This window comes from Hymenobacter terrigena (genome assembly GCF_054776515.1).
Genome location: NZ_BAAHBU010000003.1, coordinates 393299 through 405681 on the forward strand (window position 1 = coordinate 393299; position 12383 = coordinate 405681).

11 protein-coding genes are annotated in these 12383 nt (G+C 58.8%); 3 read left to right on the forward strand and 8 right to left on the reverse strand.

What is annotated here, in order from left to right; genetic code table 11:
• Positions 1-222: 222 nt before the first annotated feature.
• The 5 genes from ACYU7Q_RS14845 to ACYU7Q_RS14865 form a co-directional block, all read right to left on the reverse strand.
• Positions 223-1311, reverse strand: a complete 1089-nt coding sequence (locus tag ACYU7Q_RS14845; protein ID WP_460610218.1) for a hypothetical protein — start codon at positions 1309-1311, stop codon at positions 223-225.
• 262 nt (positions 1312-1573) lie between these two features.
• Entirely contained in the window at positions 1574-3739 is a 2166-nt protein-coding gene (locus ACYU7Q_RS14850) for a carboxy terminal-processing peptidase (protein WP_460610219.1), read from the reverse strand.
• A 242-nt stretch (positions 3740-3981) separates the two neighbouring features.
• Positions 3982-4833: a hypothetical protein gene (locus ACYU7Q_RS14855; protein WP_460610220.1), complete on the reverse strand. Its 852-nt coding sequence runs from the start codon at positions 4831-4833 to the stop codon at positions 3982-3984.
• A 203-nt stretch (positions 4834-5036) separates the two neighbouring features.
• Complete coding sequence (locus tag ACYU7Q_RS14860; protein WP_460610221.1) at positions 5037-5405, reverse strand: hypothetical protein; 369 nt, start codon at positions 5403-5405, stop codon at positions 5037-5039.
• 225 nt (positions 5406-5630) lie between these two features.
• On the reverse strand, positions 5631-6830 hold the full coding sequence (locus tag ACYU7Q_RS14865) for a proline dehydrogenase family protein (RefSeq protein ID WP_460610222.1): 1200 nt from the start codon (positions 6828-6830) through the stop codon (positions 5631-5633).
• A gap of 148 nt (positions 6831-6978) precedes the next feature.
• Here ACYU7Q_RS14865 and ACYU7Q_RS14870 point away from each other — a divergent pair, with 148 nt between their 5' ends.
• Entirely contained in the window at positions 6979-8106 is a 1128-nt protein-coding gene (locus ACYU7Q_RS14870; protein ID WP_460610223.1) for a chorismate mutase, read from the forward strand.
• Between the two features lie 10 nt (positions 8107-8116).
• Here ACYU7Q_RS14870 and ACYU7Q_RS14875 read toward each other — a convergent pair whose 3' ends face one another.
• On the reverse strand, positions 8117-8542 hold the full coding sequence (locus tag ACYU7Q_RS14875; RefSeq protein ID WP_460610224.1) for a hypothetical protein: 426 nt from the start codon (positions 8540-8542) through the stop codon (positions 8117-8119).
• Between the two features lie 47 nt (positions 8543-8589).
• On the reverse strand, positions 8590-8913 hold the full coding sequence (locus ACYU7Q_RS14880; protein ID WP_460610225.1) for a hypothetical protein: 324 nt from the start codon (positions 8911-8913) through the stop codon (positions 8590-8592).
• A 254-nt stretch (positions 8914-9167) separates the two neighbouring features.
• On the opposite strand from ACYU7Q_RS14880, the gene aroB reads away from it, so the two are divergent.
• On the forward strand, positions 9168-10214 hold the full coding sequence (gene aroB, locus ACYU7Q_RS14885; protein WP_460610226.1) for a 3-dehydroquinate synthase: 1047 nt from the start codon (positions 9168-9170) through the stop codon (positions 10212-10214).
• 106 nt (positions 10215-10320) lie between these two features.
• The gene (locus tag ACYU7Q_RS14890) at positions 10321-11562 is read left to right on the forward strand and encodes a 3-phosphoshikimate 1-carboxyvinyltransferase (protein WP_460610227.1); all 1242 of its coding nucleotides are present in this window, start codon (positions 10321-10323) and stop codon (positions 11560-11562) included.
• Here the strand turns inward: ACYU7Q_RS14890 and ACYU7Q_RS14895 are convergent.
• Positions 11546-12355, reverse strand: coding sequence for an ABC transporter substrate-binding protein (locus ACYU7Q_RS14895; protein ID WP_460610228.1), 810 nt, complete (start codon positions 12353-12355; stop codon positions 11546-11548). The genes ACYU7Q_RS14890 and ACYU7Q_RS14895 overlap by 17 nt on opposite strands.
• Positions 12356-12383: the final 28 nt, after the last annotated feature.

The following is a 12383-nucleotide window of genomic DNA, read 5'->3' on the forward strand; positions in this document are numbered from 1 at the left end:
AAATAATCTGAACCACGGATTGGCTGCGCCGACCTTCAGATTGCTCGGATTCCACGGATTTTGTGGACGATTTAATCTGCGAATCAGTCAGCTTGCCAACGCAAGTGCGGCGCGGTAAGTAAAAAGTGAACTACAAAAGTACGGTATGAAAAAAGCCGCTCCGAAACCGGAGCGGCTTTCTATTCACAAAATCCCAATAATCGGAAAAATCCGTGGTCGCGATTAGGCAGCCATGCGGTACTGCGGAGCCTCGGCGTTGAGGGCCGGAGCACTCGGTGGCGTGGGGGCCAGCACTGGCTCGACGCGGGTGCGCAACCGCTCCTGCACAAAGCCAGCCTGCAAATGCAGCGGCAGCTCGGCCACCAGCTGGCGGTAGCGTTCCAGGCCCAGAGCCTTGGCCACGTAGGTTTCGTGCACGCCGTTGAGGTAGCTCACAATGTTGAGCAGCGAGGCGTGGAAGAGGCGGAAGTCAATATCGGCCTCCACGTAGCGCTCAATCTCGCGGCTGGTTTGCGAAATGCGCAGGCGGCCCAGCAAGTCGAAAATAGTAGTATAGCCCAAGCGCCAGGTAATCTGCTGCCAGTGCGAAGCCGTCCACTTATCCAACGGGCGACCGGTTTTCTGGCTGCGAATGGCGGTGTTGGGGTTGGCCTGCACTTGCGCGCGGGTCCACTGCGCCTTCATCTTGCGCGTAGTGCGCAGGAACTGGCCCACTTGAGCCTGGGCGTCAATCTCTTTGCTGGCAATGTGCAGCCCGGCCTTATAGCCCGCCAGCGGCAAGCGGTGAATGCTGAAGTCGCCATAAGCGCCGGCCGCGTAGAACGACACCGGGCGCGGGTAGGCATTCTTCACCACCAGGCGGCCTACTTCGCGGCGCATCAGCTGGCCGTTGTTCGAGCGAACGCCGGTGGTATACAAAAATGCCTGCAAGCCCGACCAAATGGCGTGGTACGCCTGCGGGAACGTCCAGTGCAGGGCATTGCGCAGGAAGTTCTCGTCGCCGAGCTCGGCCGTGGCGCGCAGCGCGTACTCGGTGCTCCAGCTGGTGTGCAGCATCTTGGTAAGCGCCGCCACGTCGGCGTCGTTCAGCTCGGCCGAGTGACTGCGGAAAAACGGCAGGGTTTGCAAGCCCCCGAGGGCGTCGTCGTTTTCCTGAATATGATAGTTGATAGCGAAGAAGTAGTTGAGGAAAACCTGCGCTGGGATGGATTTGCGCCAGGTTTCATCAGCTAGCTTCTGCTGTTGCTCATCGGCGATAGCAGCTACCGACGGGTTGAGCGGGATGATGCGGGTTTCCTCTTGAGTAGTCATGCCAGGTAAACAGCAATCGGCAGGTTTTTAGTTGCCTTATTGCTAATTTTTTTGACAAATTTTACTAAAGAAATAAGTATTGATAATCAGTTGGTTATAGTTGAATAGTTAGGTTTGACGGACGCGGGTTTTATAGGTGATTTACTAATAGGGTTGACCAGCTGCTACAAGGTCCAAAAAAAGCCCCCGCTTCGACTGAAGCGGGGGCTTTTCAATTGCAATCCTACTGTTAGAAGCGGAAGAGCAGTTTCATTAGCAGAAACTATTTTATCTCGTCCTGAATCACCGCTACGGCTTCGCCGATGGTAATGTCCTTCTTCAGGCTCTTGGTAAAGCGGGCGGCCCGGTTCACCTTCACCGTATCACCGCCCACGGCACGTACATCGGCGGTCAGCGGTGAGAAAGCCAGAGCGGTGTTGGTTTTTTGGGCGGCCTCGTAACGGTCCGAAATGGCTTTCGACTCCTGCTGCTCGGCGCGGTAGGCGCTTAGCTTAAGCGAAACCGTGGTTTCGTCCTTGCGCTTGCGCATGCTCTTCACCATCTCATCCATCACCTTAAAGCTAGGGTTGGTGGCTATGCGGGCTTTGCTGCTGGCGCGGAGCTTGTCGAGCGACGGCGCAGCGTCCCAGGTGCGGTAGCGGGCGGGCTGAATTTCGTCCCATTTCAAGGGGTAGTCCGATTCCTTCTCACCTTCATCGAGGTACGAATACAAGTCCGGTACCACGATGTCGGAGGCCACACCTTTGAACTGGGTTGAGCCGCCGTTCACGCGGTAGAATTTCTGGGTCGTGAGTTTGAGCGAGCCAATGGGCTTCACGTTGTTCAACTCCGAAGGCAAAGCCTCATCAAGGTCGAAGATGCGCTGCACCGTGCCCTTGCCGTACGTGCTGGTCGAGCCCATAATCACGCCGCGGTGGTAGTCCTGAATAGCAGCAGCCAGAATCTCGGAAGCCGAGGCGCTGTACTTGTTCACCAGCAATACCAGCGGACCGCTGTACTGCACGCGGGGGTCGTTGTCGGTCAGGACTTGGGTGTGGCCCTGGCCATCACGCACCTGCACCATGGGGCCGCTGGGCATAAACAGGCCAGCCATCGAAACCGCGTCGCTCAATGAGCCGCCACCGTTGAAGCGCAGGTCCATTACGATGCCTTTCACGCCTTCAGCGTTCAGCTTGGCCAGTTCCTTCTTCACGTCATCCGATGAGCTACGGCCGCCGTTGTCGTTGAAGTCGGCATAGAAGCCGGGCAGGCGCAGGTAGCCAATTTTCTGGCCTTTGTCCGTAATAATCGACGACTGCGCATACTTGTCTTCCACCACCACGATGTCGCGGATAATCGGAATAATCTTGGTGCTGCCGTCGGGCTTTTTCACCGTCAGGCGTACTTCCGAGCCTTTTTTGCCCCGAATCAAGGTCACGGCTTTGGTCGTGTGCCAGCCCTCAATGCTTACCGGTTCGGCCGCGCCCTGCGCCACGCGCAGAATAGCGTCGCCCTTTTTCAAATCGCCCTGACGAGCAGATGCCGAACCCGGCATGATTTCCTCGATATAAATCAGGCCGTCCTTCTCGCGTAGTGTAGCGCCAATGCCTTCAAAGCGGCCGGTCATTTCGTAGTCGAAATCTTCCTTGGCTTTGGGAGCAAAGTACTCGGTGTGCGGGTCGTAGGTATTGGCGATGGTATTAGCGAAGGTCGCCAGCCGCTCATTGGCATCAACGTCGTTGAGTTCGTCGAACTGGTCGTCGTAATACTTCAGCACGCGCTTGCGGGCTTCGGCTTCCATCTGGGCGGGCGTGCGCACGGGCTCGGCGGCAGTAGGAGCCGAGGCGTCGGCAGCAGCGGGCGCGGCGGTGGCGCCGCTGGGCTGGGCTTGCTTGGCCTTGTCCTGGGCCTCCATCATTTCCGAAACGCGGCTCAAGGTTTCGTACTTCAGCAGCTTGCGCCACAACTCGCGCTGGGCTGCCTTGTCGGCGGGGAAGGGGGCTTTCTCGAAATCGGTCTGGAAGGTTTCGTCCACCGTGAAGTCAAACGGCTTGGCCAGAATCTCGCGGTATAAGCTCTGCATTTCCTTGGTGCGCTCGGCCATCAGCTTGGTGCTGAGGTCGAGGAACTCGTGCGTGCCGTTTTTCACCTCGTCGTCAATCTGCGTCTGGTAGCGGCGCAACTGGTCCACATCGCTGGCCAGCAAGAACTGCTTGCGGTAGTCGAGGTGCTTGAGGTACAGGTCGAACACGCGTTTGGAAAAGGCGTCGTCCACTTTTTCGGGCTGGTAATGGGCCGCCGATAAGCCCTGCAACATGGTGCCAATCAGCACCTGGTCCTTACTCGGTGCCGCCGAGTCGGCCCGGCGGAACAACCGGTACGAAGCCAGAACAAACACAGCTGCCACCAAAAAAGCGTACAGCCCGACCTTCAAGCGGGGAAATGACATCTGCAAAAAGAAAAAACGGTATGAAAATCAAATATACGGAGACTGCCAGGCAACGCGAGCCCTCAATCCCTGCCGCAAAAACGCCTATGCGGGGGAAATAAGTGCCCGGGTCTGTAAATGGCTGCCGATGAGCAACTATTAGTCTACAAACTGTCTAAACTAACCGAAGGTTGCAATAAAAAAGCCTTTCCCAGACGGGAAAGGCTTTTTTGATGACTAACAGGCCGGAACCTGTGACGAGACTAGTAATTGTAAATCTTGTCGCCGTTGTTGCGGCGGAACTCCTCTTCGAAGTACTTGGCATCCTCGGCGTTGCGGGGCTTCACGCCCATCACGATACCGCCGTTCTTGATGCCGCTTTCGTACTCAGCAGCGTGCTCCTCGGGGATGCCCGAGCCTACCAGGGCGCCTACCAGGCCACCCGTGAGGCCACCGGCGCCAGCGCCAGCCAAGGCAGCGGCCAGCGGGCCGGCAATAATCAGGCCCAGGCCGGGCAGGGCTACCGAAGTACCGATGGCGGCAATGGCACCGATGATAGCACCAGCCGTGCCACCAATGGCCGAGCCTACGCCGGCACCTTCCATGGCCTTATCGCCGAGGTCGGAATGCGCGGTGTCGTCACCAAAGTGAGTTTTGCGGGTTTCGTCCGACATGAGCAGATTCACATCGTCTTTGCCGTAGCCGCGCGAATGCAGGGCACTGTAGGCTTTCTCGGCGCTGCTCCGGTCGCGGAACATGCCGCTCATCGTGCTGCCATCGCGGTAAGGCTCGCCAGTCACGGCGTGGGCGGCGCTGTCGGCCGTGTTCTGCACGCCATCGATGGCGCGGCCTACTACGGCCCCGGCAGTGCCGGCTACAGCAGCACCTTTAGCAGTGGCGCTGAAATCATCGCCGTCAACGTTGTTGGAGACACTGGCTCCCGAAGAAGAAGAAACGCCCGTGCCCGAAGTAGAACCGGTGCCCGCATTGTAAGAAGTGCCTTCGTTGCTGAGGCCAGTGCTGTTGCCCATGCCGGTACCCGTGTTTTGGGTGCCGTAGTTAGAGCCTGCGCCGGTGCCAGTGTTTTGCGGGTTGTTCGAATCGTTGGTATTCATGGGAAGGGAAAATGAGAGTGAAAATCCAGTCATAGCGGCTGGAATATGTCCCTTCAACGGGGCCACGTTCGCAGGGGTTACGATAGGCCCGAATTCTATTCCTTCTGCTTTCTATACTACTAGCACTAAATAAAAAACAGCGCATTCACCTGGCAAGTTGCTCACGGTGAACGCGCTGTCGCATAAATTCTTTTTAAAGAAACTTAGGAAAATTTCTGAAAATTTTCCTCGTCTCGCCAAAAGGCCCGGCATTCGCGGATAAGGTTTTTTAGGAAATCCTCGTCCTGTTTGAGGCTGCGCCATTCGCCCATTCCCATCTTCTCGCAGAGCTTGTAAAAGTTGTCGCCCTGGCCTTTCGAGCCCTGTACTTTCACCAGTGCGCTCAGGGGCGGGCGGCCGGCTTCGTACTCAGTGGTGGAGATTTCGGCCAGCATTTCATTGAGCCGGGATTTTTCGTGTGAAATCTCCAAATTAAGCCCCAATTCGGCTTCCTGCACCAGCGTGAGGTAGCTCACGGTACCGGTTTGCAGCCGGGAATAGCGAATCAAATACGTGCGGATGCGACCAATCATGGCAGGGTTACAAGTGAACAAAAAACCGTTTTGGGGGCTGAAAATTAGTGATTTTTAACTACCGAACGCAACCTCTTGGCTGCGGCGTCACCAGTAATTTTCGGCCCTGCGGCTTCGTCCCTAACCACAATCGTTCCTAAATTTTATTTCGAGCCGGCAGAATGCCGGACCAGCGCCATTTCAATGCCGTTTTGGGTGTAAAATAATGGCTTGGCTCGTACATAATTATTGCCCCTGACGGCGGCGAATTTCTTTTTGGATGAGCAAAAATTCACGGCTGCTTTGGCCGGCAATGGCCGTATTTTCGTCGGCGCGGCGCAGCAGGTAGGGCATCACGGCGGCCACGGGGCCGTAGGGCAGGTACTTGGCGGTGTTGTAGCCGGCGTTGGCGAGGTTGTAGGTGAGGTTATCGCTCATGCCATATAGCTGGGCAAACCACACACGCGGGTCGTTGGGAGCAATGTTTGCCTGCTGCATGAGCTGGGTGAGCAGTAGCGAGCTGGCCTCGTTGTGCGTGCCGGCGCAGATGCTGATGCGGTCGATGTGGTCGATGCAGTAGCGCAGGGCCTCGTCGTAGAGGTCGTCGGTGGCCTGCTTGGTGGGGTTGATGGGGTTCTGGTAGCCGCGCTGTTTGGCCACGCGGGCTTCTTTTTCCATATAGGCCCCGCGCACCAGCTTGGCGCCCATGTAGTAGCCGGCCTCGGCGGCGTGGTCGTGGGCGGCCTGCAGCGCTTCGAGGCGGTCGCGCCGGTAGAGCTGGTACGTATTCCACACAATGGCCTTCTCGCGGTTGTACTTGGCCATCATGTCGTAAGTCAGCAGGTCGATGGTGTGCTGAAACCAGCTTTCCTCGGCATCGACAAACAGGCGTACACCGTGCTGATGGGCGCGGGCGCATAGGGCTTCCACGCGGGCCACGGCGCGGGCGTGGGCGGTTTCCTCGGCAGGGGTGAGGAGCTGGCCGGCCTGGATTTTTTCGAGAATAGCCACATTGGCCACACCCGTTACTTTGAACACCGAAAAAGGGATGTGGCTGGAGCGGTGGGCCTCGTCGATGGTGGCCAGAATTTCGTCGCGGGTGCGGTCGTAGCTCTGGTCGCTGCCTTCGCCTTCCACCGAGTAGTCGAGGATGGTGCCGATGTTGTATTTGCCCAGCTCAGCGGTCACGGGGCGGCATTCTTCAATGGTTTCGCCACCGCAGAACTGCTCAAAAATGCTGTGCTTGATGAGGAACTTGGTGCCGGGCAGGTGCCACTTCAAAGCTGCTTTCATGAGGCCGCTGCCGGTTTTTACAAGCCTGCCGTTGTTCATGGCCGCAAACAGGGCGTACACCTTGCGCAGCTGGGCATCAGACTTGGACGCGAAGGCCACGCGGGTGTCTTCGAAGGAAACGGGCGGGGCTTGGGTGGGGGGGGCAATGGACATAAGCTGCAACTTATAAGCGTGGGAATTGGGCAGGGTGGGAACGGGGCGCGAAGGTAGAAACTAAACAACGTTTCGGGGAAACGAGTTACGTTTGCCGGGCTTTTCGGCGGCTGATTGGCTGCTGGTTATTATTTGTCCCTTTCGCAGAATGTTACCTGATACCGATACGTATTTCACCCGCTTGCTGGCCCAGAAAGGCCAACCGTTATTGATTGCCGGGCCGTGCTCGGCCGAAACCGAAGAGCAGGTGATGGCCACCGCCCACGGCCTGAAAGCGTTGGGGAAGATTGATTTGTTCCGGGCCGGCATCTGGAAGCCGCGCACCCGGCCGGGCTCATTTGAGGGGATGGGGGCGGTGGCGCTGCCCTGGCTGCAGCGCGTGAAGGCCGAAACCGGCATCCCGACGGCCATTGAAGTAGCCACGCCGCGCCACGTAGAAGAAGCCCTTCAGCACGGCATCGACGTTTTATGGATTGGGGCGCGCACCACCGTCAACCCCTTCGCAGTGCAGGAACTGGCCGATGCCCTGGCCGGCACCGGCGTGCCCGTGATGGTGAAAAACCCCGTGAACCCCGACGTGGCCCTCTGGGCCGGCGCGCTGGAGCGCATGGAACGGGCCGGAATCAGGGACTTAGCGGCTATTCATCGGGGATTCAGCACGTTTGCGCCCAGTCGCTACCGCAACGCGCCCACCTGGATTTTGCCCATTGAGCTGAAAACACGGTTTCCGCACATCCCGCTCATCTGCGACCCCAGCCACATTGGCGGGCGGCGCGATTTGCTGCTGCCCATCGCCCAAAAGGCCCTCGATTTGGACTACGATGGCCTCATCATCGAAACTCACCCCGACCCCGACAATGCCCTAAGCGACGCCGAGCAACAGGTGACGCCCCAGCGCCTGGGCGAAATTCTGAATGAATTAAAATACCGCTACCGCTCCAGCAACAACGCTGATTACCTGAATAAAGCCGAGGAGCTGCGCCAGAAAATGGACGTGGCCGACCGCGAAATTGTGGAAGCCCTGGCCCGCCGCATGGCCCTGGTGGAGGAGTTGGCCGAATACAAGAAGGAAAACAACGTGAAAATCCTGCAATTCGACCGCTGGCAGGAAATCTTCCGCACCCGCACCGATTGGGCCGGCAAGCTGAACGTGAACGACAAATTCGTGGCGGAGCTGTACAAGCTCATTCACCTTGAAAGCATCCGCAAGCAGACGGAGGTGCTCAACGGCCGCCCGCAAGTGGACGGTGTTGCGCACCTCGGGCCGGGGCTATAGGGGGCTCAGGCTACGGCTGGGCGCGCACGTAGGTGTCGCGCGGAGCATCGCAGGGACTGCCGTAGTCCAGCACCAGCGTATCGGCTTGCAGCTTGAATTGGGCATCGCGCGGCCCGATATTGGCCACCGCATCGGTGAAGCGCAGGCCCGCGCTTGCGTTAGGAAGGCCGCACAGTGTTACGGCGGCGGGCTGATAGGTGCCATTCGTAAAAAGGCCCGGGGCCGGCACTGGTTGAGGGCCGAAACGATTGAAAGAAAACGTGGTAGCGGTAAATGTCAGCGTTTCATTGGGCAAGGGCGTGGCGACGCAATAGCACTGGCGGCCCACCAGGCGCCAGGTGCCGATAAGCCCGGCATCGGCCTGAGGGTCGGAGTCTTTTTTGCAGCTGCTGAAGCTGGGGCTTATCACCAGCAAAAAGAAGGCGAGACGTTTCATAATAGAGCGACGTGGAACGCAGGTGACCTGTTGAAAAAATCGAATGACTAGCGGCGGACGAAATGGAAGCTGAATCCGTCGTACATATTCTGGCTTAGGACGAGGTCCGTACCGCTGAGCTGATATATGGCGGTGCCGCTAAAATCTGCGGTTGGCGTGAGGGTGATGAGCACGCCATTGCCGCCCGTGATGACGGGCGCGGTGCTCAGCGCATAGTGCACGGTGCTGGTTACGGTGCTGGTTACGGTGCTGGTTACGGTGCCATTCAGCAGTAATTGCGCCTGGCCAGCGGGCCTGAAAACAATCTCCTGTTTGTGGGCGGGGTCGGCCGGCCACCGGCAATTCCTCCGCTGCTGGCCACCAGTTCCCACCGGCCAACGAGCAGGGATTGCGAAGCCTCCTCGGCCGAAGCCGTCGGATTTTCCTTGGGCGAAAGCTCCTCTTTGTGGCAGGCGCCCAAGCCAACCAATAGCAGCGGAACGAGAACAGAAGTAACGAAGCGCATGGTGAAACGGAACAAGGTGGAAAAGAAAGTACCCCGCTGATATTGGCTTGACCGGCCGGTAGCCGCCAGAGTTGCACGGGCCGTAGCCGCCCCGCAATTTTTTGTACCGACTTTTGCCCCATGGATAATTCCGTCATCATTGGCCCGCAGGCCCTGCCCGCCCTGGCCGAACTGCTGCACCGCCCCGCCGTGAGCCGCGTGTTTGTGCTGGCCGACAGCAACACGGCCCGCCTCTGCCTGCCGCTGCTCGAACACCACCTGCCGGCCGACTATAAGCTCATCGAAATACCCGCCGGCGAAGAATATAAAACGCTGGCTAGCTGCGACACCGTGTGGTGCGAACTCACCGAGCAGCGCGCCGACCGCCACGCCGTGCTCGTGAACCTGGGCGGCGGCGTGATTACGGATTTGGGCGGTTTTGCGGCCGCGCTCTACAAGCGCGGAATCCGATTTGCGCAGGTGCCCACCACATTATTGGCGCAGGTAGACGCCAGCGTGGGCGGCAAAACAGGCGTCGATTTTCAGGGTTATAAAAACCAGTTGGGCGTGTTTCAGGAGCCGGCCGGGGTATTTATTGAGCCGAAGTTTCTCGAAACGCTCGACCCGCGCCAACTTAAATCGGGCTACGCCGAAGTTGTCAAGCACTGGCTCATTGCCGACGCCGAAGCCTTTAATACCAACCGCCGCCTGGGCTGGCTGACGGACGACTGGACCAGCATCATTCGCGAATCAGTCGCCCTCAAGCAGCGCATCGTGGCCGAGGACCCGCTCGAAGCCGGCCCGCGCAAGCTGCTCAACTTCGGCCACACCGTGGGCCACGCCCTCGAAAGCTACCTGCTCACCCAGCCCGGCCGCGAAGCCCTGCACGGCGAAGCCGTGGCCGCCGGCATCGTCTGCGAAAGCTGGCTCTCGGTGCAGCACGGCCTGATGAGCGCGCAGGAACTGGACAAAATCGAAACCTTCGTGTTTTCGGTGTTCACTAAGCTGGATTTTGTGACACTGGAAACCAACGCCATCGCCGAATTTGCGCTCCAGGATAAGAAAAATGCGGGTGCTACCATTAAGTGTACGCTGCTCAGCGGCATCGGCCACGGCGTGTATGACCAGCCTGTAACGGTAGCCGAAATCGCGGAATCGCTCCGCTACTATCACCGATTGCAAGCCTAGCCTGTAGCGCCCGCTTTCGCTTGCGCCCCGACACAATTTATTTCTAATGCGCTTGCAGTGAAAGCGCCTTCATTACGGCGCAAGCGAAAGCGGGCGCTACAAGCATATGCACCTATCCTGGCCCGGCGGCCCGCTGCGCGGCACCGCTCAACTTCCGGCTTCCAAAAGCGAAGCCAACCGCGCCCTTATCCTCCAAGCCCTGGCCGGCGGCGGCACGCTCAGCAACCTTTCCGATGCCAACGATACGCAGCTGATGATGCGCCTGCTGGCCGCCGCGCCCGGCACCGCTGAACTGAGCGCCGAAGATGCCGGCACCGTTATGCGCTTCCTCACAGCCTACCTGGCCGTCACGAACTGGCGCGGCCGCCTCACCGGCACTGCCCGGATGCAGGAGCGGCCCATTAAGGTGCTGGTCGATGCTTTGCGACAGGCCGGGGCCAGCATCAACTACCTGAACAACGACGGCTACCCGCCGCTGGAAATAGCCGGCTTCACGGCCAATGAAACGACAAAGCCCACCGAGTTAGCCGTGCGCGGCGACATCAGCAGCCAGTACATCTCGGCCCTGCTGATGGTGGGACCGCGCCTGCCCGGCGGCCTGCGCCTCACGCTCACCGGCCACATCGGCTCGCGCCCCTACATCAACATGACGGTGGCGCTGATGCAGCGCTTTGGCGCCAACTATTCGGCCGAGGGCGACGTGCTGTCGGTGCGCCCCGGTGCTTATCAGCCTACCGATTACACGATTGAGTCGGACTGGTCGGCGGCCAGCTATTGGTATGCGTTTGTGGCGCTGGCTCCGGCCGGTTCCGAAATCACGCTGCCCGGCCTACGCCAGGAGTCGTTGCAGGGCGACCAGGCCATTGCCGGCATGATGACGCAATTCGGGGTAGAAACCACTTTCCTGCCCGATGGCGTGCACCTGCGCCAGGTTCTCCTCGCGCCCCAGGCCGCAATCCAGACCCTCGATTTCACCGATTGCCCCGACCTGGCCCAGACCGTGGCCGTAGTGGCGGCGGCCCTGGCCCGCCCGGTGGACATGACCGGCCTCGAAAGCCTACGCATCAAGGAAACCGACCGCATTGCGGCGCTGCAAACCGAGCTGGCCAAGTTCGGCGGCGACCTGCGCGATTTGGGCGAAGGCCGTTTCCGGGCCGAGTCAACGGGTTTCTCTGTCAATAATCAATCGGTGGCCACCTACCACGACCACCGCATGGCGATGGCCTTCGCGCCGCTGGCCCTGCGTGGCCCGCTCACCATCGAGTCGCCCACGGTGGTGCGAAAGTCCTACCCGCAATTCTGGAAGGAATTGGCAAAAAGCGGTTTTGCCGTTAGCGAAGCTGACTGAAATACGCCGCCGATTTCAGCAGGCGACTGCCGTACCAGCTGAATAATTCGCCGTCAACGATTTCGACTTTTGCCGTTGGGCAGATTTGCTGAAATTCGGCGAAATGCTTTTCCGCAAAAGGGTAGGGCTCCGACGAGAGGAGGATGCGCTGCGGGGCCACCGTGGCCAACTGTGCAGCACTGATTTCCGGGTAACGACTTAGTCCGGCGAAGGCATTGGCGAAGCCTGCCCGGCGCAGCATGTCGTCAATGAAAGTGCCCGTAGCGGCCACCATGTAAGGTTTGCGCCAAATAAAGTAAGCTGCCGAAACGGGTGTTTCTTCATTAGTAGCAGCTGCTAGAGTAGCGAAAGAGGCTTCAATCTCAGTAGCCAGCTCAGAGGCGCTTTCCTTCGCGCCGGCGATGAAACCGACGCGCCGAATCATCTCCAGCGCTTCCGGTAAATTGCTGATGTCGCTCAGCCAGACCGGGTATTTGGCGGCTAATTGCTCAATTCCATCCTGATAATTTTCTTCCTTATTCCCGATAATTAAATCGGGTTTGAGCGTCGCTATTTTATCGAAATCAAAATTCTTCGTGCCGCCGATTACCGTGGCTTTTGTGCGTGCCTCCGCCGGGTGAAGGCAGAATTTGGTTACGCCCACCACTTTTTCACCTAGTCCCAAATCAAAGAGTAATTCCGTTTGCGACGGCACCAGTGACACAATGCGCTGCGGCGGAAACGGCACCGCCACCCGCCGGCCCATCTGGTCGGTTACATTGAGTGGGAGGGAAGGAATAAGAGGTAATTCCATGAGAAAACGCCGGCCTGCCAAAGGCGAA